At 56.5% G+C, this 20,934-nt stretch carries 26 protein-coding genes; 14 read left to right on the top strand and 12 right to left on the bottom strand.

Going from position 1 to position 20,934, the window contains the following annotated elements:
- Positions 1 to 172 precede the first annotated feature (172 nt).
- The gene (locus USG84_RS02825; protein ID WP_320738154.1) at positions 173 to 1,222 is read left to right on the top strand and encodes a rhodanese-related sulfurtransferase; all 1,050 of its coding nucleotides are present in this window, start codon (positions 173 to 175) and stop codon (positions 1,220 to 1,222) included.
- Between the two features lie 41 nt (positions 1,223 to 1,263).
- On the opposite strand, the gene USG84_RS02830 is transcribed toward USG84_RS02825, so the two are convergent.
- From USG84_RS02830 to mdtH, 9 genes are all read right to left on the bottom strand, one after another.
- Entirely contained in the window at positions 1,264 to 1,842 is a 579-nt protein-coding gene (locus USG84_RS02830; RefSeq protein WP_320738155.1) for a YceI family protein, read from the bottom strand.
- Between the two features lies 1 nt (position 1,843).
- Positions 1,844 to 2,410, bottom strand: coding sequence for a cytochrome b (locus USG84_RS02835; protein ID WP_151413173.1), 567 nt, complete (start codon positions 2,408 to 2,410; stop codon positions 1,844 to 1,846).
- Between the two features lie 218 nt (positions 2,411 to 2,628).
- On the bottom strand, positions 2,629 to 2,742 hold the full coding sequence (locus tag USG84_RS02840) for a YceO family protein (RefSeq protein ID WP_032644857.1): 114 nt from the start codon (positions 2,740 to 2,742) through the stop codon (positions 2,629 to 2,631).
- 60 nt (positions 2,743 to 2,802) lie between these two features.
- Positions 2,803 to 3,921 (bottom strand): N-methyl-L-tryptophan oxidase, encoded by a 1,119-nt coding sequence (gene solA, locus USG84_RS02845; protein WP_151413175.1) that lies wholly within the window; start codon positions 3,919 to 3,921, stop codon positions 2,803 to 2,805.
- Positions 3,922 to 4,037: 116 nt separating this feature from the next.
- Positions 4,038 to 4,292, bottom strand: coding sequence for a biofilm formation regulator BssS (gene bssS, locus USG84_RS02850; protein ID WP_023299782.1), 255 nt, complete (start codon positions 4,290 to 4,292; stop codon positions 4,038 to 4,040).
- A 272-nt stretch (positions 4,293 to 4,564) separates the two neighbouring features.
- On the bottom strand, positions 4,565 to 4,810 hold the full coding sequence (gene dinI / locus USG84_RS02855) for a DNA damage-inducible protein I (RefSeq protein ID WP_028012694.1): 246 nt from the start codon (positions 4,808 to 4,810) through the stop codon (positions 4,565 to 4,567).
- Positions 4,811 to 4,884: 74 nt separating this feature from the next.
- Complete coding sequence (pyrC, locus tag USG84_RS02860; RefSeq protein WP_253541545.1) at positions 4,885 to 5,931, bottom strand: dihydroorotase; 1,047 nt, start codon at positions 5,929 to 5,931, stop codon at positions 4,885 to 4,887.
- Between the two features lie 126 nt (positions 5,932 to 6,057).
- Positions 6,058 to 6,618, bottom strand: coding sequence for a lipoprotein (locus USG84_RS02865; RefSeq protein WP_061098587.1), 561 nt, complete (start codon positions 6,616 to 6,618; stop codon positions 6,058 to 6,060).
- Between the two features lie 124 nt (positions 6,619 to 6,742).
- Positions 6,743 to 7,951, bottom strand: a complete 1,209-nt coding sequence (gene mdtH, locus USG84_RS02870) for a multidrug efflux MFS transporter MdtH (protein ID WP_061098586.1) — start codon at positions 7,949 to 7,951, stop codon at positions 6,743 to 6,745.
- A 236-nt stretch (positions 7,952 to 8,187) separates the two neighbouring features.
- Here mdtH and rimJ point away from each other — a divergent pair, with 236 nt between their 5' ends.
- From rimJ to murJ, 4 genes are all read left to right on the top strand, one after another.
- Positions 8,188 to 8,772: a ribosomal protein S5-alanine N-acetyltransferase gene (gene rimJ, locus USG84_RS02875; protein ID WP_013097146.1), complete on the top strand. Its 585-nt coding sequence runs from the start codon at positions 8,188 to 8,190 to the stop codon at positions 8,770 to 8,772.
- 9 nt (positions 8,773 to 8,781) lie between these two features.
- Positions 8,782 to 9,429 (top strand): YceH family protein, encoded by a 648-nt coding sequence (locus tag USG84_RS02880; protein ID WP_151413176.1) that lies wholly within the window; start codon positions 8,782 to 8,784, stop codon positions 9,427 to 9,429.
- Between the two features lie 2 nt (positions 9,430 to 9,431).
- A complete protein-coding gene (locus USG84_RS02885; RefSeq protein WP_151413177.1) occupies positions 9,432 to 10,355 on the top strand; it encodes a Gfo/Idh/MocA family protein in 924 nt (307 codons plus the stop codon).
- A gap of 129 nt (positions 10,356 to 10,484) precedes the next feature.
- The gene (murJ, locus tag USG84_RS02890; protein WP_061098582.1) at positions 10,485 to 12,020 is read left to right on the top strand and encodes a murein biosynthesis integral membrane protein MurJ; all 1,536 of its coding nucleotides are present in this window, start codon (positions 10,485 to 10,487) and stop codon (positions 12,018 to 12,020) included.
- Between the two features lie 59 nt (positions 12,021 to 12,079).
- Here the strand turns inward: murJ and flgN are convergent, their stop codons facing one another.
- The 3 genes from flgN to flgA form a co-directional block, all read right to left on the bottom strand.
- Positions 12,080 to 12,505: a flagella biosynthesis chaperone FlgN gene (gene flgN, locus USG84_RS02895; protein ID WP_061098581.1), complete on the bottom strand. Its 426-nt coding sequence runs from the start codon at positions 12,503 to 12,505 to the stop codon at positions 12,080 to 12,082.
- Positions 12,506 to 12,509: 4 nt separating this feature from the next.
- Positions 12,510 to 12,803: a flagellar biosynthesis anti-sigma factor FlgM gene (flgM, locus tag USG84_RS02900; protein WP_014883360.1), complete on the bottom strand. Its 294-nt coding sequence runs from the start codon at positions 12,801 to 12,803 to the stop codon at positions 12,510 to 12,512.
- A gap of 93 nt (positions 12,804 to 12,896) precedes the next feature.
- Entirely contained in the window at positions 12,897 to 13,556 is a 660-nt protein-coding gene (flgA, locus tag USG84_RS02905) for a flagellar basal body P-ring formation chaperone FlgA (protein WP_028012702.1), read from the bottom strand.
- A gap of 157 nt (positions 13,557 to 13,713) precedes the next feature.
- Here flgA and flgB point away from each other — a divergent pair, with 157 nt between their 5' ends.
- From flgB to flgJ, 9 genes are read left to right on the top strand one after another with little or no spacing between them, the layout of a single operon-like run.
- On the top strand, positions 13,714 to 14,130 hold the full coding sequence (gene flgB, locus USG84_RS02910) for a flagellar basal body rod protein FlgB (protein ID WP_008500815.1): 417 nt from the start codon (positions 13,714 to 13,716) through the stop codon (positions 14,128 to 14,130).
- A 3-nt stretch (positions 14,131 to 14,133) separates the two neighbouring features.
- Positions 14,134 to 14,538: a flagellar basal body rod protein FlgC gene (flgC, locus tag USG84_RS02915; RefSeq protein ID WP_013097138.1), complete on the top strand. Its 405-nt coding sequence runs from the start codon at positions 14,134 to 14,136 to the stop codon at positions 14,536 to 14,538.
- Between the two features lie 11 nt (positions 14,539 to 14,549).
- Entirely contained in the window at positions 14,550 to 15,260 is a 711-nt protein-coding gene (gene flgD / locus USG84_RS02920; RefSeq protein WP_041910524.1) for a flagellar hook assembly protein FlgD, read from the top strand.
- Between the two features lie 26 nt (positions 15,261 to 15,286).
- Positions 15,287 to 16,495: a flagellar hook protein FlgE gene (flgE, locus tag USG84_RS02925; RefSeq protein ID WP_061098580.1), complete on the top strand. Its 1,209-nt coding sequence runs from the start codon at positions 15,287 to 15,289 to the stop codon at positions 16,493 to 16,495.
- 20 nt (positions 16,496 to 16,515) lie between these two features.
- Positions 16,516 to 17,271 (top strand): flagellar basal body rod protein FlgF, encoded by a 756-nt coding sequence (locus USG84_RS02930; RefSeq protein WP_045281249.1) that lies wholly within the window; start codon positions 16,516 to 16,518, stop codon positions 17,269 to 17,271.
- An 11-nt stretch (positions 17,272 to 17,282) separates the two neighbouring features.
- Positions 17,283 to 18,065, top strand: coding sequence for a flagellar basal-body rod protein FlgG (gene flgG / locus USG84_RS02935; RefSeq protein WP_000625853.1), 783 nt, complete (start codon positions 17,283 to 17,285; stop codon positions 18,063 to 18,065).
- 57 nt (positions 18,066 to 18,122) lie between these two features.
- Positions 18,123 to 18,821 (top strand): flagellar basal body L-ring protein FlgH, encoded by a 699-nt coding sequence (gene flgH / locus USG84_RS02940; protein ID WP_023311139.1) that lies wholly within the window; start codon positions 18,123 to 18,125, stop codon positions 18,819 to 18,821.
- A gap of 12 nt (positions 18,822 to 18,833) precedes the next feature.
- Positions 18,834 to 19,925 carry a flagellar basal body P-ring protein FlgI gene (locus tag USG84_RS02945; protein ID WP_028012706.1) on the top strand — a complete coding sequence of 364 codons (1,092 nt, stop codon included), beginning with the start codon at positions 18,834 to 18,836 and terminating at the stop codon, positions 19,923 to 19,925.
- Positions 19,925 to 20,878, top strand: a complete 954-nt coding sequence (flgJ, locus tag USG84_RS02950) for a flagellar assembly peptidoglycan hydrolase FlgJ (protein ID WP_151413178.1) — start codon at positions 19,925 to 19,927, stop codon at positions 20,876 to 20,878. The genes USG84_RS02945 and flgJ overlap by 1 nt, the downstream gene beginning before the upstream one ends.
- Positions 20,879 to 20,934 lie beyond the last annotated feature (56 nt).

Here is a 20,934-nt window from a genome sequence, read left to right on the forward strand (position 1 = left end):
ACATAGCCAAAATATCTGCCGTCGAAACCTGCACGACCGCAGTAATTGTTAAGCCTGATTCATCAGGGTGTGTGAAATGTAGCGTAAATTGTGTGGATGTAAATTGGTTTTGTTTGCTATATGATGCCGACCGATTTTTCATTCTCTCTGACGATTGCAGGACTTGTACACCATGCCAGTGTTACACAACCGCGTTTCGAATGAGATGTTAAAGGCGCGCATGTTGGCTGAAACCGAACCGCGCACGACCATCTCCTTCTACAAATACTTCACCATTGACGATCCGCAGGCGACCCGCGATGCGCTTTATCAGGCCTTCACGGCGCTGAACGTTTTCGGGCGCGTCTATCTTGCCCGCGAAGGCATTAACGCGCAGATTAGCGTCCCGGAAAGCAAGGTGAATGCGTTCCGCGACGCGCTTTATAACTTCGAGCCGGCCCTTAACGGCTTACGCCTGAATATTGCCCTGGATGACGATGGGAAATCGTTCTGGGTGCTGCGCATGAAGGTGCGCGAACGCATCGTGGCGGACGGTATTGACGATCCTGATTTTAACCCGGCGGACGTCGGCGAATATCTGAAGGCCGCGGAAGTGAATGCGATGCTGGACGATCCGGATGCCGTGTTCATTGATATGCGTAACCACTACGAGTACGAAGTGGGGCATTTCGAAAACGCGATGGAGATTCCGGCCGATACCTTCCGCGAGCAGCTGCCGAAAGCGGTGGAGATGATGCAGGAGCATAAGGATAAAAAAATCGTTATGTACTGCACCGGCGGTATCCGCTGCGAGAAGGCCAGCGCGTGGATGAAGCACAATGGGTTCAACAAGGTCTGGCACATTGAAGGCGGTATTATCGAGTACGCCCGCCGCGCCCGCGAGCAGGGCTTACCGGTACGCTTTATCGGTAAAAACTTCGTCTTTGACGAGCGTATGGGCGAGCGCATTTCAGAAGATGTGATTGCCCAGTGCCACCAGTGCGGCGCGCCGTGCGATACCCACACCAACTGCAAAAACGACGGTTGCCACCTGCTGTTTATCCAGTGTCCGGCCTGTGCCGAGAAGTTTAACGGCTGCTGTAGCGAGCTTTGCAGCGAAGAGAGCGTCCTGCCGGAAGAAGAGCAGCGACGTCGTCGCGCAGGGCGTGAAAACGGCAATAAGATTTTTAATAAATCACGCGGCCGTCTGAATACCAAACTGGGAATTCCTGACCCGGAATGATAATAACGCCCGGCACGGCGCAAGCCTGCCGGGCGAATCTGTTACGACTTCTGCTGCACACCCTCAACGGAAATAACCAGCTCAACGTCCTGAGACGCCGGGCCTAAATCCGTTGTGATATTAAAATCTTTCAGGTGAATTTTACCCGCCGCTTCAAAACCTGCGCGTTTGCCGCCCCACGGATCGTCGCCCTGACCGATCAATTTCGCATCCAGAGTAACGGGTTTGGTTACGCCATTCAGCGTGAGGTTACCGGTAATAGCCAACTTATCACCGTCTTTTTTCACTGCCGTAGAGGTGAAGGTGGCCTGTGGGAATTTTGTGACGTTCAGGAACTCTGCGCTGCGCAGGTGTTTATCGCGCTCAGCATGGTTCGTGTCGACGCTGTTCGTATTAATGGTCACATTGACTTTATCTGCCGCAGGATTTTTCTCGTCAAAAGTAAATGTGCCGTCGAAATCTTTAAAGGTGCCGTACAGCCAGCTGTATCCCAGGTGCTGAATGCGGAAATTGACGAAAGCGTGCTGGCCCTCTTTATCAATTTTATAGTCAGCCGCCACGGCAGAACCGGCGGTGAATAACAGAGATCCGAGGGCGATACCCAGCAGGTGTTTTTTCATTTTATGCTCCAGAGTCAACTGACGAGCGGCCAAGCATGCGCTTAAGCGTATCGTCTTTATCAATAAAGTGGTGTTTAAGGGCGGCGAGCCCGTGCAGTACGGACAGGATCACCACGCTCCAGGCAAGCCAGAGGTGAACGACGCCTGCCGTGTCGGCCTGAGCCCCGGCATCGCTGAGCGTTGCCGGAACCTCGAACAGGCCAAAAACGCTAATCGGTTTGCCGTCTGCCGTTGAAATGAGATAGCCGCTGATAAAGATGGCAAAGAGCAGCGCGTAGAGCGCAATATGCGCGGCGACGGCGCTGACGCGGGTTATTTTACCGTATGTCTTTAGCGGCGCGGGCGGTGGAGAAATATGTCGCCAGATCACGCGAAACACCAGGCCCAGCATCAGCAGAACCCCGATGCTTTTATGCAGCTCGGGTGCCTGATGATACCAGCCATCGTAATAGCTGAGCGTGACCATCCAGAGTCCAAATCCGAACATACCATAGACGGCAATGGCAAATATCCAGTGCAAGCTTATGGATATTATTCCGTAGCGCCGGGAGGAGTTACGCAATTGCATCAGAATGTCCATTTTCAAATTAACCGAAAGGTAAAAATGAACGGGAAGGCGCGATATTGCAACTGAAATAATTGACTATTGATTTTTATTTTATTTATTTCAGCGATTTTGAAAAGGAACCGCAAGATTAATTCAATGGCTTCGTGCAAGACGTATTTAGCAGAAGAAAAAAGCTTAAATAAACATAAAGTAACGTCAGTTAACGTCAACTGTCGCTTTCAATAAAACACAATGTAAATAACATCAACGATAGCGAGCAGCGCCCACAATAAGATATAGAGCATAAAGTGCTCGCGAATGTTATTGATGAGGAAATCCACGATCCTGCGCATAACGCCCCACGGTTGAGTACGAAGAAAACGGGCCCCGATACCGCCGGAGCCCGTGGCCGATTATCCGTTAAAACGCGAGAGTGAGAACGGCGTCAGATCAAACTGCGGGGGGATACCCTGGGCAAACTGCGCGGCGATTTCACCCAGCACCGAAGCGAACTTAAAGCCGTGGCCGCTCAGCCCGGTAATCAGCATAGTGTTGTCATGGCCCGGCAGCGTATCAATGATAAAGTCTTCATCCGGCGTGTTGTCATAGGTGCAGGCCGCTCCATAAAGCAGGCCACCGACGCCTGGGAGAATATTGCGCAGAAACGAGAAGGCTTCTGAACCGTCCTGCGGGCAGGCGCCAAACGGTTTGCGCTCCTCCGGTGAGGAGATGACCTGCCCGCCGTTATGTTTTCCAATCTTGAGGGCGTCCTTTTCGGAAGGGAAACCGTAGAACTGATCGCCGTTGGCTAACTCGCCGGTAAACGCCGGAAATTTATTTTGCGCGCTGTAGCGCCCGTCCGACTGGAACCAGGAGAAGACCTTACGCACCGGCTGGATCGGCAGGTCCGGGAGAAGGCGGGTAACCCAGGTTCCTGCGCTAATCAGCAGGCGGGAAGCTGAATAGTCCCCGTCTACGGTTTTCACCGTAACGCCGTTTGCATCATGCGTAATGGCCTCTACGGGGCAATTAAACAGCTGCGCGCAGCCCGCTTTGGCAGCCAGATCGATCCAGGTTTTGATCGCCGTTTCACAGTACAGCACGCCGGAGTTGGCTTCAAAGAGGCCGATATAATCCTCCGGGACGGTAATTTCAGGCCAGCGCGAGGTAATGGCCGTCGCGTCCAGCTTCTCAACGTCAAGATTAAAGGCTTTCGCGCTGCGTTCGACGTTGGCGAGAAATTCTGAACGGGCCGGACCGAGGTTGATGACTCCCGTGCGCTCAAAAATGCGCTCTTCAGTCTGTTTCGCCAGCTCGTCCCAAAGCGTCTGGGCGCGAAGCACCAGCGGTACGTAGCGCTCCCCCTCGCCGTAGGCATGACGAATGAGGCGTGTGTCGCCGTGATGGCTACCTTCGCTGTGAGGCGGCAGGTGGGCGTCAATCATCAGGACGTTAAGCCCTGCCTGCGTTGCGTAATAACCGGCGGCCGAACCAACGGAACCGCTACCAATAATGATTAAGTCGTATCTCATATGCATCTCGTAAACTTACGGTTTGTTAGCAGAGTAATTAACAACGCGGGCGCAAACAAGCGGGAAATAAATAAGGCACCGCGAGGGTGCCTGTTGAGTGAAAAGTGGGCATACGGTTAGTGCCGTTTATACTCATTTTCCTGATAGTCGCCAGATTCTATTTTTGCAATGCCTGCCTCTAAAATAGAAATAAACTGACGGGCGACGTCTGTTGTTAGCCACAGCGTCTGTCCAACTTCCGCTTCGTCACGGTTGAGTTGATTTGGGGTCTGGTAGTGCAAACGCAGCATCAGCGCATCGTAGCTATCTACGGTACTGATATCCCAGCCTACAAGCGGATGGGTCTGGATGACTTCGTTATTCTTTTCCATTATAACCCCCTAAATGCGTGTTAGAAGACAACGGCTCTGAGGTTCAATGCATGTTTTTCTGAAAGCTTCTTCAGTATACCAAGTAATAAGGGTTCCAACGGGAAAAATAAACAGGTAGCAACACATTTTTCTGCTTTTTAGGATTGTTCGAACAATAAAACACCATCTCGTTCACGATTTTTTAAGAAGACGCTGAATTAATTTGAATTATCGAAATTACAGGCAAAAAAAAGCCGGGGCGACCCGGCAAAAAACACAATGAGGGAGCAGTGTTAATCGGTAATGAACCAGTCGTCTGCGCTTTCCCACGTTTCCTGCAGGATTTCGCTGATGCGATCTTTGTCTTCTTTTGCGGCACCCATAACGGAGAGGTTGTTCGCTGCGGCGTAACGCACCGTTACGGCGCCAGCGTTGTCGGGAAAAGTGTTGTTAATACGACGGGATAATTCGCCTGCCAGAGCGTCAAGCGCGCCGGCAGGCAGAACGGTAGTTTTGGCTATGGTGACTTCAATACGCATAAATGCCCCCTGTGTAATATACTGTTTATTTATACAGGCATATTGTCGGTTTGACAACAAGGGGCGTTGATTTTTTAGCGTTTTACCGTCCAGCTTACGGTTTCACCTGCCAGGAAGGGGATCAGCGTGTCATCCGTCAGCGCGATGGACTCCTCAACCTGGCTCGCTTTGCGCTCCAGTTCAATGAAGGTGTCATTGACCGGCAGGCCGTAAAAGCGCGGGCCGTTGAGGGAGCAGAATGCTTCGAAATGCTCCAGCGCGTCCATCTCTTCAAATACGGTTGCATAGCTGGCAAGCGCCGTTGGGGCGTTGAAACAGCCCGCGCAGCCGCAGCTAGCCTCTTTACGATGGCGGGCGTGAGGCGCGGAGTCCGTGCCCAGGAACGCGCGCGTGAATCCGCTGGCGACCAGCTCGCGCAGCGCCTGCTGGTGAACGTTGCGCTTGAGGATCGGCAGGCAGTACAGGTGAGGGCGCACCCCGCCCACCAGCATATGGTTACGGTTAAACATCAGATGCTGCGGGGTAATGGTCGCAGCGATCAGCTCGTTACCGTCGCGAACATACTCTGCCGCATCTTTGGTGGTGATATGCTCAAAGACCACCTTAAGCGCCGGCAGACGCTGGCGCAGAGGCTCCATCACGGTCTCGATAAAACGGGCTTCACGGTCGAAGATGTCAATCTCCGCATGCGTTACTTCGCCGTGTACCAGCAGCGGCATGCCCAGCTTCTGCATGCGCTCCAGCACCGGCATGATGGCATCAATGCTGGTGACGCCGTGGCTGGAGTTGGTGGTGGCATTCGCCGGGTAGAGTTTCGCCGCCGTAAATACGCCTTCGTTAAACCCGCGTTCCACTTCGTTCGGATCCAGTGAATCGGTCAGGTAGCAGGTCATCAACGGGGTGAAATCATGTCCCGCCGGAACGGCATCCAGAATGCGCTGGCGGTAGGCAACCGCTGCATCGACGGTGGTGACTGGCGGAACCAGGTTTGGCATGACAATCGCGCGGCCATAAATTTCACTGGTATAGGGCACGACGGTTTTCAGCATATCGCCATCACGCAGATGGATATGCCAGTCGTCTGGGCGGCGGATTTTAAGAACCTGGGGTTTTGCAGTCATGGAAGCTCCGGCTTGTCAGGAATCAGTCATAAGGATGGCTGTTTTTGCCGGACACAAATCATAAGCGGAAACGTTTTCGTTTGCACACTTTTCCGTAAAAAAAAGGGCGCCGCAGCGCCCTTCAGGTTAATCGGTGAAAGGAATAACGATCTCTCCCGGCTTCACCTCTATCCCTTTTGCGTATTTTTTCGCGAGAGCTTCACCCTTGCTTTTGTCTTCGCTTAAGACGTACGCCGGCTGCTGGTTAAAGTAGTTTCGCAGCGACTGGTTCAGATAGGGCATCAGGGTTTGCAGTACCGGTGCCATTTTGTCCGGCGAAACCTGCGCATCGACCACTTCCATCTCCTGCAGGAATATCGCCCCCTTCTCTTTGTTGAAAACGGGAAGCGCCTTCAGCTTGAGCTTGATGTTGGCTTTCTGATTGCCAAAAAGGGAGGTCATATCAAGCGCGGCATCGCCTGCCAGAGTGACTTTATTCGGCTCTTCGCGACCAATCTGGCTGGTGAGATTGGTGAGCACGATGTGGGCATCGGCCAGCCCCGGCACGCCAATGTCTTTAGAGAAATTGTTATGTTTTTCCAGCGCCTGATTAATTTCCTGCTCACTGACGGTATATTGCGTAAGCTGGTTACAGCCCACCAGCAGTCCGCTGACAATAAATGCGGCGGCAATGACAATTTTCTTCATAGTGTTCCTCAACGAAAAATCGGCGCTTCTGTCCTGTTTCGCAAGTATGTCAGTGTGAAATGGCATAAACCAGCAGAAAATACTGAGAAGTGAGGCGGGAGTTTTCTCCCGCCGGAGGGAAGGTCTACGCGCCAGGCTCGAGCATGCCGCTCGCGCTGCGCTTCTGGCTGAACTGCCACCACAGGGCGAGGAGCGTCATGACACCCACCACGCCGAGCATCATCCAGGGGAGCTCCGGCTGGTTCAGCGCTTTGCCGGCATCGAACAGCCAGCCGCCGCCGGCGTAACCCAGCGCACCGCCAAAGGCCAGACCCAGGCGGCTGAAGCCCATATAGCTGCCCCGCGCACGCGCATCCGCAAGCGAGGCGCTCAGCGTTTCGCGGGCGGGCTCGGCAATGATGGAGCCGATGTAGAAGGTGCAGATCAGCGTAAAAAGCTGCTGAAGCGTGTTTACCAGACCGATCGGCATCATGCTCAGCGTCATCAGAAACAGCCCGGCCATCAGGCGATGCTCCAGGCGAAAACGTCGTTCACTCCAGCGGGCAATCGGGTAGAGCAGCGTTAACGACAGGCAGGCTTCGATGGCGTACATCCATTTTACGGCAGCAGGCGTGCCCGCAATATCGTTCACCATGATTGGCAGCATCAGCATCACCTGTACGGCCAGCATGTAATAGCCGGTCAGGGTCAACACGTAGGTGACAAAACGCCTGTCGCGCAGGACGCGTCCGAGCCCTTCGCGCACCGGGGCTTTTACCGTCGACAGCTTCCAGGCCGGAAGGTAGAGGCCGTTAAACAGCGCGCAAAGAATAAACAGCACCGCCCCGGCCGCGCAAACCAGACGGAAATCGTACTGCAGCAGCCAGCTGCCCAGCAGGGCGCCAACAACCGCCCCGGCGCTGTCCTGCATCATCAGAATGGAGAAGAAGCGGCCGCGGTGCTGGGGACGAATCAGCTTCACCACCAGCGCGGTGCGCGGCGGGTCAAACAGGGTGCCACCGATACCGGAGAGGAAGCAGGAGAACCACAGCAGCCAGGGCTCGTGGGCAACCGCCATCGTGGCAAAGCCTGCCGCGCGGAGCAGCATACCGGTAACGATCATCGGTTTAGCGCCAAAGCGGTCAGCGATCGCGCCGCCAAAGACGCCCAGACCCTGCTGGACAAACTGACGTAGCCCCAGCGCAATACCTACCATCAATGCCGCCCAGCCCATTTGATCGACAAAGCGGATCGAGATGAGGGGGAACACGACAAAAAAGCCGAGCACGACCAGCATGTTATCGACGAGCAGGAAATATTTACCCAGGCTCCTGGCCTGTGATACGCGGGACATTTTCCCTCCAGGGAAAATAAGAAGGTGAGCACGCTAACATTCTGCGGTGTCGCCGCGTTTTTTCCCACCCCCGGGCGCGACAATATTTTTTTATCAAAACGGTGCTTTGATAGAGAGTTCTCATCGAAAAATGTGAAAAGAGGTGAAAATGGTATGTCACTGTTTTCACAGACGGCACAGGCGCAGGTATAGTAAAGCTAATGGGTAAGCTGAAGCGACGGGAAGGAGTGGTATTGATGTTTGGCTATCGCAGTAATGTGCCAAAAGTGCGTCTGACAACGGACAGGCTGGTCGTTCGTCTTGTGCATGAGCGTGATGCCTGGCGTCTGGCGGATTATTACGCCGAGAATCGCCAGTTTTTAAAACCCTGGGAACCCGTTCGGGACGAGAGCCATTGTTACCCCTCCGGCTGGCAGGCGCGCCTCAGCATGATCGCTGAATTTCATAAGCAGGGCAGCGCGTTTTATTTCGCGCTGCTGGATCCAGAAGAGAAAGAGATTATCGGGATCGCCAATTTTTCAAACGTGGTGCGGGGATCGTTTCACGCCTGCTACCTTGGCTACTCCATCGGCCAGAAATGGCAGGGGCAGGGGCTGATGTACGAGGCGTTAACGGTAGCCATCCGCTATATGCAACGCACGCAGCATATCCATCGCATTATGGCGAACTACATGCCGCATAATCAGCGCAGCGGCAATTTGCTGGCGCGTTTAGGGTTCGAGAAAGAGGGTTACGCCAAAGACTATCTGCTGATAGACGGAGAGTGGCGCGACCACGTTCTGACGGCATTAACCACCCGTGACTGGACCGCAGGTCGTTAAGGAGAAAAGATGAAGTATCAGCTAAACGGTACGGAAGCGCGCGCGATCGGGTGCTTACTCGAAAAACAGGTCACCACGCCGGAGCAGTATCCGCTCTCTGTCAACGCCGTGACCATGGCCTGCAACCAGAAGACCAACCGCGAGCCGGTGATGAACCTCAGCGAGCATGAGGTTCAGGACGTGCTGGATGCGCTGGTGAAGCGCCACTATCTGCGCACCGTCAGCGGCTTCGGCAACCGCGTGACCAAATACGAGCAGCGCTTCTGTAACTCCGAATTTGGCGACCTGAAGCTGAGCAGCGCGGAAGTGGCGGTCATTACCACGCTGCTGCTGCGCGGGGCGCAAACGCCGGGGGAACTGCGAACGCGCGCTTCCCGAATGCATGAGTTCAGCGACATGCAGGAAGTCGAGCAGACCCTGGAAGGGCTGGCCGCGCGTGAGGATGGCCCTTACGTGGTGCGCCTGGCGCGCGAGCCGGGCAAACGTGAGAGCCGCTATATGCATCTCTTCAGCGGCGATGTTAACGCCACAAGCGTGGCGACGGAATCGGGCCCTGCAACCCGTGACGACCTTGCCGCGCGCGTAGAGGCGCTGGAAGACGAGGTGGCCGGGCTGAAACAGCGGCTGGATGCATTGCTGGCACATTTGGGAGACTAACGGTGAAAAAATTACGCATTGGCGTGGTGGGGCTGGGCGGTATTGCGCAGAAAGCCTGGCTGCCCGTACTGGGCGCCGCGTCTGGCTGGACGCTGCAAGGGGCATGGTCACCTACCCGAGAAAAGGCAGAACGTATCTGCGAAACCTGGCGTATCCCTTATGCGGCATCGCTTCAGGATCTGGCCCGCGAGTGCGATGCGGTATTTGTGCATACCTCAACGGCAACCCACTATCAGGTAGTGAGCGAGCTGCTCAATGCGGGCGTTCACGTCTGCGTGGATAAACCGCTGGCGGAAAATGTTCAGGACGCCGAACGGCTGATTGAGCTGGCGGTCCGTAAAAAACTGACGCTGATGGTCGGTTTCAACCGCCGCTTCGCGCCGCTTTACCAGCAGCTGAAGGCGCAGTCCGGCAATATGGCCTCGCTGCGCATGGACAAGCACCGCACCGACAGCGTGGGTCCGAACGATCTGCGCTTTACCCTTCTCGATGACTACCTTCACGTAGTGGACACCGCGCTGTGGCTGACTAACGGCAATGCACAGCTGAAAAGCGGCACTCTCGTCACCAACGAGCAGGGGCAGATGGTGTATGCGGAACACCATTTTGCCGTTGAGCATCTTCAGGTCACCACCAGCATGCACCGCCGCGCGGGCAGCCAGCGGGAATCCGTACAGGCGGTGACCGACGGCGCGCTGTTCGACGTTACCGACATGCGCGAGTGGCGGGAAGAAAAGGGCAGCGGCGTGGTGATGCGTCCGGTCCCCGGCTGGCAAAGCACTCTGGAGCAGCGTGGTTTCGCAGGATGTGCCCGCCACTTTATCACCTGCGTGGAAAATCAGACGGTTCCTGAAACGTCCGGCGAGCAGGCCATTCTGGCTCAGCGCATTGTGGAACGGCTCTGGCGCGATGCCATGAGTGAATAACTCGCTGTAACATCTGCGGATAGTAATTCGTTGAAATCGGGTTAGACTAAGCGCCGCTTGTTGGCTTTGCCGGGTGGCGCTTGCGCGTACCCGGTCTATAAATCCGTATGGTTCTGGAAATTCACGTTAATGAACTTATTAAAATCGCTGGCGGCCGTCAGCTCGATGACCATGTTCTCTCGCGTTCTCGGTTTTGCGCGCGATGCCATTGTGGCAAGGGTCTTTGGTGCAGGGATGGCAACGGACGCCTTTTTCGTCGCGTTCAAGCTGCCGAACCTGCTGCGTCGCATTTTTGCTGAAGGGGCGTTCTCCCAGGCGTTCGTGCCCATTCTGGCCGAATATAAAAGCAAGCAGGGTGAAGACGCGACGCGCGTGTTTGTCTCTTATGTCTCCGGGCTGTTGACGCTGGCGCTGGCCGTGGTGACGGTAGTCGGTATGCTGGCCGCGCCCTGGGTAATTATGGTGACCGCACCCGGCTTTGCCGACACGGCGGATAAATTTGCCCTCACCTCGCAGCTTCTGCGCATTACCTTCCCCTATATTCTGCTGATCTCGCTGGCCTCGCTGGTGGGGGCGATCCTGAACACCTGGAACCGCTTCTCCGTTCCGGCGTTTGCGCCGACGTTCCTCAACGTCAGCATGATCGGTTTTGCGCTGTTCGCCGCGCCGCACTTCAACCCGCCGGTGCTGGCCCTGGCCTGGGCGGTCACCGTGGGCGGGGTGCTGCAGCTGGCGTATCAGCTGCCGCATCTGAAGAAAATCGGCATGCTGGTGCTGCCGCGCATCAACCTTAAAGATGCCGGGGCGATGCGGGTGATTAAGCAGATGGGGCCCGCCATTCTTGGCGTCTCCGTCAGCCAGATCTCGCTCATCATCAATACCATCTTTGCCTCTTTCCTGGTGTCGGGTTCCGTCTCGTGGATGTACTACGCTGACCGTCTGATGGAGTTCCCGTCCGGCGTGCTGGGCGTGGCGCTGGGGACCATCCTGCTGCCGTCGCTGTCGAAAAGCTTTGCCAGCGGCAACCATGACGAATACTGCCGCCTGATGGACTGGGGCCTGCGTCTCTGCTTCCTGCTGGCCCTGCCAAGCGCGGTAGCGCTGGGGATCCTCGCCAAGCCGCTGACGGTGTCGCTGTTCCAGTACGGTAAATTCACCGCGTTTGACGCCGCGATGACCCAGCGCGCGCTGGTCGCTTACTCGGTGGGATTGATGGGGCTGATTGTCGTCAAAGTGCTGGCGCCGGGGTTCTATTCGCGTCAGGACATTAAAACGCCGGTGAAAATTGCCATTGTGACGCTGATTATGACGCAGCTGATGAACCTGGCATTTATCGGCCCGCTGAAGCATGCCGGCCTGTCGCTCTCTATTGGTCTGGCGGCCTGCCTGAATGCCGGGCTGCTTTACTGGCAGCTGCGCAAGCAGGATATCTTTACGCCGCAGCCGGGCTGGGCAAGTTTCCTCGCGCGTTTGGTTGTGGCTGTGCTGGTGATGTCTGCGGCACTCATCGGGATGATGTACGTCATGCCGGAGTGGTCTCTGGGCACGATGCCTTATCGTCTGATGCGGCTGATGGCCGTGGTGGGCGTCGGGGTGGTAGCCTATTTCGCCACGCTCGCCGTGCTGGGCTTCAAGGTGAAAGAATTTACCCGCCGGACGGCATAAACGCCAAAAGGGGAGTTCACCTCAGGGTGCTCCCCACTGCATGATTTGTCGCTTAAGCTTCAAATCGAAATCTTTTTTACACCCGCAATACGTGCCGTCGCCGTCTGACCATCCGCGCCGTACAGTCCGGTTTCTTTATGCGGCTTCAGCACCTCAAGCGCCTGCTGATTACGCTCTATCTGGCCTTCTAGCAGCCAGCCGTTATGCTGGTTGAGATCGCGCAGATGCTGGGTTTTTTCGGTAATGGTCTGCCAGCGCTCGGCAATATCGTCATTGGCGCTGCGCTTCGAATCCTGCTCGGCGCGGCGCTGCTGCTCCAGATAGTCCAGCGTCGCCAGCAGCGAACTCTTATCTTCAGTAATACGCTGCAGCGCGCTGCCGTTAATGTGACCGGAAGAGAGATGCTGCTGTTCAGCGTCCATTACCATTTTCAGGTCGTTCAGGACAACCGTCATTTGATCCAGTATTTCTGACAGTCGACTCATACGGTTAGTTACTCTGTAAGAAACTCTGTGCTTCCTGAATCAGGGCATCAGCGATTTTGCTGGTGTCCATTTTCAGCTCACCGTTGCGAATAGCCGTTTTCAGCGCTTCAACACGTTCCATATTGATATCGTTGCTGCCTGGCTGCATCAGTTTTGCCTGGGCATCGCTCAGGGTCACGCTGGTGCTGTTAGACGTTGACGGTTTTTCCAGACGCGTTTTCTGAGGAGTTGCGTCGTTCGTTTCGCGAGGCTGTACAGCGCTTACCGGCTTCAGGGCTGATGTACGATCAATGCTCATAGTGTTGTCCTCATCGAGGGTTCGCGGCGTTTGCGCCTGACATCATCATTAGTGGAATATTTATCGGCACGCGCCGCGAAATCTTTAAAAAGATTATAGGTTAATCAGAATATTCCCATCAGAATCGACGGTTCCGCTCACCACCTGGCCTGAGGACATTCTGACGCGGGCGTTTTGCGCTACCGCGGCATTGTTTAACGCTTTCCCTTCACTGTTGATGCTAAAGCCGTCTCCGTTGGCAACGACCATCACCTGCTGTCCCGCTTTGACACGCCACGCCTGGCGCAGCATGGAGAGCTGAATCGGCTGGCCCGGCGCGACGTCGCGCAGGCTGACGGCGTCCTGTGCCTGGTTAATGTCCAGCATTGTCCGCGGCGGGAGCTGATCCAGACGCCCGCGCTTTAACGTCACGCTGTTTGCCTGCAGCGCGCTGCCACGCACAATGGGTACGGCGGCGACAACATAATTGCCCGTCGCCTGAACTGCAACCTGTAAATAGCGTTTTTCGTTGGCGCAGCGTGCCAGGACGTTCACATTGCCCCACAGCTTTGTGGTCCCCGTCACGCTAAAGGACGGCTGCTCGCAGGTCGGATACAGATTCGGCGGCGTGCGGATGGTCACGTTAACGTCGTCGCTAAAGCCCGCCAGCTTCTGGGCAAAAAAATTGGTCAGCGCATCCTGTAAATCCCCGGCATTCACCAGAGGGCTAAACAGCAAGAAGGTTGCCATCAGGCCACGTTTTAACGTTTGCATCGCAAGTTCCACCGTTTCCAGAGTTGGATGAATTCTACCTGCAGTGGTTTTGCATCAACGGAATAAATAGCGACGCATTTTGTGCTTATTCCGTCGATAGGGGAGACCGGGTGAGATTTAAGCTGTGAACTGAAATTTTGCCATCAGCGGAGGAGACATGCTCGATAAACTCGACGCCGCGTTACGTTTTCAGCAGGAAGCGCTCAATTTACGCGCCCAGCGGCAGGAGATTTTAGCCGCCAACATCGCTAACGCCGATACGCCCGGGTATCAGGCGCGCGATATTGATTTTTCCAGTGAACTCAAAAAGGTGATGGAGCGTGGACGTGCCGAAGGAACGGGTGTTGCACTCGCCATGACATCCTCTCGCCATATTCCCGCTCAGGCGATGACCGCGCCAGCGACCGATTTACTTTATCGCATCCCTGACCAGCCTTCACTCGACGGTAACACCGTGGATATGGACCGGGAGCGTACGCAGTTTGCCGATAACAGCCTGAAATACCAGACGGGCCTGACCGTACTCGGCGGACAAATCAAAGGCATGATGAACGTCCTGCAGGGGGGCAACTGATAAATGGCCTTGCTGAATATTTTTGATATCGCCGGCTCGGCGTTAACCGCCCAGTCAAAACGTCTGAACGTGGCCGCCAGTAACCTGGCGAACGCCGACAGCGTGACCGGACCTGACGGACAGCCTTATCGTGCCAAACAGGTTGTGTTTCAGGTCGACGCTGCGCCAGGCGCGGCAACGGGCGGCGTGAAGGTGTCTGACGTGGTAGAGAGCCAGGCGCCGGACAAGCTGGTGTATGAGCCCGGTAACCCGCTCGCGGACGCTAACGGATACGTGAAGATGCCAAACGTGGACGTGGTGGGCGAGATGGTGAACTCCATGTCGGCGTCCCGTAGCTACCAGGCGAACGTCGAAGTGCTTAATACCGTGAAGAGCATGATGCTCAAAACACTCACTCTCGGCCAGTAAAGGAGACATGCATGTCCATCGCCGTAAATGTGAACGATCCGACGAACACGGGTGTTAACAACACCAAAAGTTCGACAAGTTCCAGCTCGCTGACGGGAAGCAATGCCTCCGATTTGCAGAGCAGCTTCCTGACGCTGCTGGTGGCGCAGCTTAAGAACCAGGATCCGACTAACCCAATGCAGAACAACGAACTGACCACGCAGCTTGCGCAGATCAGTACCGTGAGCGGCATTGAGAAACTGAACACCACTCTGGGTTCCGTCTCCGGTCAGATTAACAGCGCCCAGTCCCTGCAGGCGGCAAGCCTGATTGGTCACGGCGTGATGATCCCGGGGACTACTATCCTTGCGGGCACCAGCACCACCGACGGTACATCGACCACCACCACTACGCCGTTCGGCGTTGAACTGCAGCAGGCGGCTGACAAAGTGACGGCGACGATCACCGACTCAACCGGCGCCGTGGTTCGCACCATCGACATCGGCGAGCTGAAGGCGGGCGTTCACACCTTTACCTGGGACGGCAGCCTGACCGACGGCACGAAAGCACCAAATGGCTCCTACAAAGTCGCGATTAGCGCCAGCAACGGAACGACCCAGCTGGTGGCGCAGCCGCTGCAGTTTGCGCTGGTTCAGGGCGTGATTAAAGGGGGCGACGGCAACAAACTGGATTTGGGTACCTCCGGTACCACCACACTCGACGAAGTTCGGCAGATTATCTAAGCCTTAACACTTATCAGGAGTAAGTCATGGCCTTTTCTCAAGCGGTCAGCGGCCTGAATGCTGCGGCCACCAACCTGGACGTCATTGGCAACAACATCGCCAACTCCGCGACCTATGGTTTCAAATCCGGTTCTGCGTCCTTTGCAGATATGTTTGCCGGTTCCAAAGTGGGTCTGGGCGTAAAAGTTGCGGGCATCACTCAGGACTTTACCGACGGCACCACCACCAACACCGGTCGTGGCCTGGACGTTGCCATCAGCCAGAACGGTTTCTTCCGTATGGTCGATGCAAACGGCTCGGTGTTCTACAGCCGTAACGGCCAGTTCAAGCTGGACGAAAACCGTAACCTGGTGAACATGCAGGGGATGCAATTAACGGGTTATCCGGTTGCCGGAACGCCATCAACGGTTCAGACCGGTGCGAATCCACAGGCGATTAATATCCCGACCACGCTGATGGCCGCGAAGTCCACCACCACGGCTTCCCAGCAGATTAACCTCAACTCTACCGATGCCGCACCGACCGCCGCCTTCGATCCGGCTAACCCGGATACCTACAACAAAAAAGGTACGGTAACCGTCTTTGATAGCCAGGGTAATGCGCACAACATGAACCTGTTTTACGTCAAAGATGCGACCCCGGCTAACTCCTGGAAAGTGTATGCCCAGGACGGCAGCGTAGCAGGCAGCACGGCGGCAGTGGCCACGACCTTGACCTTCGATAACAACGGTACGTTGATTGGTGGTGGAAACATCAACATCACTACCGCGACTATCCCTGGTGCGGATCCGGCGACCTTCGCGATGAGTTTTGCTAACTCCATGCAGCAGAACACCGGTGCGAACAACATCGTGGCGACCAACCAGAACGGCTTCAAGCCGGGCGACCTGGTGAGCTATCAGATCAACGATGACGGCACCGTCGTCGGGAACTACTCCAACGAGCAGACTCAGGTGCTGGGCCAGATCGTGCTGGCTAACTTTGCCAACAACGAAGGCCTGAAATCTGAAGGCGATAACGTCTGGTCGGCTACCCAGTCCTCCGGCGTGGCGCTGCTCGGTACGGCGGGAACCGGTAACTTCGGCACGCTGACCAACGGCGCGCTGGAAGCCTCTAACGTGGACCTGAGTAAAGAACTGGTGAACATGATTGTCGCGCAGCGTAACTATCAGTCGAACGCGCAGACCATCAAGACCCAGGATCAGATCCTCAACACGCTGGTTAACCTGCGTTAAGCGGCTAACAGGAAAGCGCAATGGATCACGCAATATATACCGCGATGGGCGCGGCAAGTCAGACGCTCAACCAGCAGGCCGTTACCGCCAGCAACCTGGCCAACGCCTCTACGCCGGGCTTTCGCGCTCAGCTGAATGCGCTGCGCGCGGTGCCGGTGGAAGGGCTCTCCCTGCCGACCCGTACGCTGGTGGCGGCATCCACTCCGGGCGCAGACATGACGCCAGGGCAGATGGATTACACCTCACGCCCGCTGGACGTTGCTCTGCAGCAGGACGGCTGGCTGGCAGTGCAAACGGCGGACGGTGGCGAAGGCTATACCCGTAACGGGAATATCCAGGTCAGCGCGACCGGCCAGCTGACGATTCAGGGGCATCCGGTGATGGGTGAAGCGGGCCCGCTGACCGTACCGGAAGGCTCTGAGCTGACCATCGCTGCGGACGGTACCATCTCGGCGCTGAACCCGGGCGATCCGGCCAACACCGTTGCCCCCGTCGGGCGTCTGAAGCTGGTCAAAGCGGAAGGCAAAGAGGTGCAGCGCGGCGACGACGGCATGTTCCGTCTGACCCAGGCGGCCCAGGCTACCCGTGGTGCCACGCTACAGGCCGATCCGAGCATCCGCGTGATGTCCGGCGTTCTGGAAGGCAGCAACGTTAAGCCGGTAGCCGCCATGAGCGACATGATCGCCAGCGCCCGTCGTTTTGAGATGCAGATGAAGATTATCAGCAGCGTGGACGAAAACGCGGGCAAGGCTAACCAACTTCTGTCGATGAGTTAACAGGACTCTTTATGATCAGTTCTTTATGGATCGCGAAAACTGGCCTGGACGCGCAGCAAACCAATATGGACGTGATTGCCAACAACCTGGCAAACGTGAGCACCAATGGTTTCAAGCGTCAGCGCGCCGTTTTCGAAGATTTGCTTTATCAAACCATCCGCCAGCCGGGCGCGCAGTCTTCTGAACAGACGACGCTGCCGTCAGGCCTGCAGATTGGTACCGGCGTTCGCCCGGTGGCGACCGAGCGTCTGCACAGCCAGGGCAACCTGTCTCAGACTAACAACAGCAAAGACGTGGCGATCAAAGGCCAGGGCTTCTTCCAAGTGCAACTGCCTGACGGGACCTCTGCCTACACCCGTGACGGTTCCTTCCAGGTCGATCAGAACGGCCAGCTGGTAACGGCGGGCGGTTTCCAGGTTCAGCCTGCGATCACCATTCCGGCGAACGCCCTGAGCATTACCATCGGCCGTGACGGCATCGTGAGCGTGACCCAGCAGGGGCAGGCCGCGCCGGTCCAGGTCGGACAGCTCAACCTGACCACCTTCATGAACGATACCGGTCTGGAAAGCATTGGTGAGAACCTCTACACCGAAACGCAATCCTCCGGCACGCCAAATGAAAGTACGCCAGGCCTGAACGGTGCCGGTCTGCTGTATCAGGGGTATGTCGAAACCTCCAACGTGAACGTGGCGGAAGAGCTGGTGAATATGATCCAGGTTCAGCGCGCGTATGAAATTAACAGTAAAGCAGTCTCGACGACCGATCAGATGCTGCAGAAACTGACGCAACTCTAAGGTGTAGCCCGGTGCGGTAAACCCCGCACCGGCTCCCTGTTTTCGAAGATGAAGGCAATGCAAAAAAACGCGGCGTTTCGTTATCCGATACTGACTGTTCTGGCCGTCACCCTCAGCGGGTGCGCCTTGATCCCGTCTAAACCATTGGTCCAGGGTGCGACGACTGCCCAACCCGTTCCTGGCCCTGCGCCAGTCGTAAACGGCTCCATTTTCCAGACCGCGCAGCCGATTAACTACGGCTATCAGCCGCTGTTTGAAGATCGCCGCCCGCGTAATGTCGGCGATACATTGACCATTGTGCTGCAGGAAAACGTCAGCGCGAGCAAGAGCTCGTCGGCGAACGCCAGCCGCGATGGCAAAACCAATTTTGGCTTCGACACCGTTCCACGTTATTTGCAGGGCCTGTTCGGCAATGCCCGTGCGGATGTTGAGGCCTCGGGCGGCAACACCTTTAACGGTAAAGGTGGCGCGAACGCCAGCAACACCTTCAGCGGTACGCTGACCGTCACGGTTGACCAGGTGCTGGTTAACGGCAATTTACACGTCGTGGGTGAAAAACAGATCGCCATTAACCAGGGCACTGAATTCATTCGCTTCTCGGGCGTGGTGAATCCACGCACCATCAGCGGCACCAACACCGTTCCGTCCACCCAGGTGGCGGATGCGCGCATTGAGTACGTCGGTAACGGCTACATTAATGAAGCGCAGAATATGGGTTGGCTGCAGCGCTTCTTCCTTAATTTATCGCCGATGTAAGCGAGGTGACCCATGTTTAAATCGATCTTCGCCGCGGCGCTGGTTCTTGTCGCAACGTTTGCCCAGGCCGACCGCATTCGCGATCTCACCAGCGTTCAGGGCGTTCGCGGGAACTCGCTGATTGGCTATGGCCTGGTGGTGGGGCTGGACGGTACCGGTGACCAGACGACCCAGACGCCGTTTACCACCCAAAGCTTAAACAACATGCTTTCCCAGCTCGGCATTACCGTGCCGGCGGGAACCAACATGCAGCTGAAAAACGTGGCCGCGGTAATGGTCACTGCGTCCTACCCGGCGTTTGCGCGCCAGGGGCAGACCATTGACGTGGTGGTCTCCTCAATGGGTAACGCCAAAAGCCTGCGCGGCGGTACGCTGCTGATGACCCCGCTGAAAGGCGTCGACAGCCAGGTCTACGCGCTGGCGCAGGGGAACATCCTGGTCGGCGGGGCGGGCGCATCCGCTGGCGGAAGCAGCGTGCAGGTGAACCAGCTGAACGGCGGGCGCATCACCAACGGTGCGATCATCGAGCGTGAACTGCCGACCCAGTTTGGCGCGGGCAACACCATCAACCTGCAGCTGAATAATGAAGACTTCACGATGGCGCAGCAGATCGCCGACACCATCAACCGCAGCTATGGCAATGCCACGGCACTGGATGCGCGTACCGTGCAGATCCGCACCTCTACCGGCAGCAGCAACCAGGTGCGCATGCTGGCGGATATCCAGAATCTGGAAGTGAACGTGCCGGTGCAGGATGCCAAAGTGATCATCAACTCCCGTACGGGCTCCGTGGTGATGAACCGGGAAGTGTCGCTGGATAGTTGTGCCGTGGCGCAGGGTAACCTGTCGGTGACGGTTAACCGTTCTGCCAACGTCAGCCAGCCGGATACACCATTTGGCGGTGGACAGACGGTAGTGACGCCGCAAACGCAGATTGATTTACGCCAGAGCGGCGGTTCCCTGCAGAGCGTGCGCTCCAGCGCCAACCTGAACAGCGTGGTGCGTGCCCTGAACGCGCTGGGCGCGACGCCGATGGATCTGATGTCCATTCTGCAATCCATGCAAAGCGCGGGCTGCCTGCGCGCCAAACTGGAAATCATCTGATGCTGACCGATAGCAAACTGTTGACCAGTGCCGCCTGGGACGCCCAGTCGCTCAACGAACTGAAATCCAAAGCAGGTAAAGATCCGGCGGCGAATATCCGCCCGGTAGCCCGCCAGGTGGAAGGGATGTTTGTACAGATGATGCTGAAAAGCATGCGTGAAACCCTGCCGAAAGACGGGATGTTCAGCAGCGATTCAACGCGTCTTTACACCAGCATGTATGACCAGCAGATTGCGCAGCAGATGACCGCCGGTAAAGGCCTCGGTCTGGCTGACATGATTGTCAAACAGACCGCCGCCGCACAGGGTGTTCAGCCTGAAGAGCAGCCGCAGCAGGTGCCGATGAAGTTCGACCTTGAAACGGTGACCAGTTATCAGAACCAGGCGCTGACGCAGATGGTGCGTAAAGCGATACCGAAGGCAACGGGCAGCGGCGACGAGGCGCTCTCCGGTGACAGCAAAGACTTCCTGGCGCAGCTTTCTCTGCCTGCGCGACTGGCCAGTGAACAGAGCGGCGTGCCTCACCACCTGATTCTCGCCCAGGCCGCGCTGGAGTCGGGCTGGGGCCAGCGCCAGATCCGCAAGGAAAACGGCGACCCGAGCTTTAACATTTTCGGCGTGAAGGCTACCTCCAGCTGGAAGGGGCCGACCACGGAGATCACCACCACCGAATACGAGAACGGCGCGGCGGTGAAGGTGAAAGCGAAATTCCGCGTTTACAGCTCTTATCTGGAAGCCTTGTCCGACTATGTGGGGCTGCTGAGTCGAAATCCGCGTTATACCGCCGTTACGCAGGCGGCGACGGCGGAGCAGGGCGCCCAGGCCCTGCAAAACGCGGGTTACGCGACCGATCCGAACTACGCCCGTAAGCTTACCAGCATGATCCAGCAGCTGAAATCCATGGGCGAGAAGGTCAGCAAAGCCTATAGCACAGATATCGAAAATCTGTTCTGAAAGTTCTCAAGTCCCGGTGGAGGTTGCCGATAACCTTCATCAGGACTCGTGTCTGA

The sequence above is a fragment of the Enterobacter sp. 168J2 genome, from assembly GCF_034107265.1.
Classification (GTDB): Bacteria; Pseudomonadota; Gammaproteobacteria; order Enterobacterales; family Enterobacteriaceae; genus Enterobacter; species Enterobacter nematophilus.

Excerpts from the sequence above, each read along its gene's own strand:
- USG84_RS02830 (WP_320738155.1), bottom strand. The coding sequence starts at position 1,842 with ATGAAAAAACACCTGCTGGGTATCGCCCTCGGATCTCTGTTATTCACC.
- murJ (WP_061098582.1), top strand. The coding sequence starts at position 10,485 with ATGAACTTATTAAAATCGCTGGCGGCCGTCAGCTCGATGACCATGTTC.
- USG84_RS02840 (WP_032644857.1), bottom strand. The coding sequence starts at position 2,742 with ATGCGCAGGATCGTGGATTTCCTCATCAATAACATTCGCGAGCACTTT.
- solA (WP_151413175.1), bottom strand. The coding sequence starts at position 3,921 with ATGAGATACGACTTAATCATTATTGGTAGCGGTTCCGTTGGTTCGGCC.
- mdtH (WP_061098586.1), bottom strand. The coding sequence starts at position 7,951 with ATGTCCCGCGTATCACAGGCCAGGAGCCTGGGTAAATATTTCCTGCTC.
- flgM (WP_014883360.1), bottom strand. The coding sequence starts at position 12,803 with ATGAGCATTGATCGTACATCAGCCCTGAAGCCGGTAAGCGCTGTACAG.
- USG84_RS02835 (WP_151413173.1), bottom strand. The coding sequence starts at position 2,410 with ATGCAATTGCGTAACTCCTCCCGGCGCTACGGAATAATATCCATAAGC.
- dinI (WP_028012694.1), bottom strand. The coding sequence starts at position 4,810 with ATGCGTATTGAAGTCACCATAGCCAAAACTACCGTTCTGCCTGCCGGC.
- rimJ (WP_013097146.1), top strand. The coding sequence starts at position 8,188 with ATGTTTGGCTATCGCAGTAATGTGCCAAAAGTGCGTCTGACAACGGAC.
- flgG (WP_000625853.1), top strand. The coding sequence starts at position 17,283 with ATGATCAGTTCTTTATGGATCGCGAAAACTGGCCTGGACGCGCAGCAA.
- flgE (WP_061098580.1), top strand. The coding sequence starts at position 15,287 with ATGGCCTTTTCTCAAGCGGTCAGCGGCCTGAATGCTGCGGCCACCAAC.
- flgA (WP_028012702.1), bottom strand. The coding sequence starts at position 13,556 with ATGCAAACGTTAAAACGTGGCCTGATGGCAACCTTCTTGCTGTTTAGC.
- USG84_RS02945 (WP_028012706.1), top strand. The coding sequence starts at position 18,834 with ATGTTTAAATCGATCTTCGCCGCGGCGCTGGTTCTTGTCGCAACGTTT.
- flgJ (WP_151413178.1), top strand. The coding sequence starts at position 19,925 with ATGCTGACCGATAGCAAACTGTTGACCAGTGCCGCCTGGGACGCCCAG.
- USG84_RS02880 (WP_151413176.1), top strand. The coding sequence starts at position 8,782 with ATGAAGTATCAGCTAAACGGTACGGAAGCGCGCGCGATCGGGTGCTTA.
- flgH (WP_023311139.1), top strand. The coding sequence starts at position 18,123 with ATGCAAAAAAACGCGGCGTTTCGTTATCCGATACTGACTGTTCTGGCC.
- pyrC (WP_253541545.1), bottom strand. The coding sequence starts at position 5,931 with ATGACTGCAAAACCCCAGGTTCTTAAAATCCGCCGCCCAGACGACTGG.
- flgC (WP_013097138.1), top strand. The coding sequence starts at position 14,134 with ATGGCCTTGCTGAATATTTTTGATATCGCCGGCTCGGCGTTAACCGCC.
- flgD (WP_041910524.1), top strand. The coding sequence starts at position 14,550 with ATGTCCATCGCCGTAAATGTGAACGATCCGACGAACACGGGTGTTAAC.
- flgN (WP_061098581.1), bottom strand. The coding sequence starts at position 12,505 with ATGAGTCGACTGTCAGAAATACTGGATCAAATGACGGTTGTCCTGAAC.
- bssS (WP_023299782.1), bottom strand. The coding sequence starts at position 4,292 with ATGGAAAAGAATAACGAAGTCATCCAGACCCATCCGCTTGTAGGCTGG.
- USG84_RS02825 (WP_320738154.1), top strand. The coding sequence starts at position 173 with ATGCCAGTGTTACACAACCGCGTTTCGAATGAGATGTTAAAGGCGCGC.
- USG84_RS02865 (WP_061098587.1), bottom strand. The coding sequence starts at position 6,618 with ATGAAGAAAATTGTCATTGCCGCCGCATTTATTGTCAGCGGACTGCTG.
- USG84_RS02930 (WP_045281249.1), top strand. The coding sequence starts at position 16,516 with ATGGATCACGCAATATATACCGCGATGGGCGCGGCAAGTCAGACGCTC.
- flgB (WP_008500815.1), top strand. The coding sequence starts at position 13,714 with ATGCTCGATAAACTCGACGCCGCGTTACGTTTTCAGCAGGAAGCGCTC.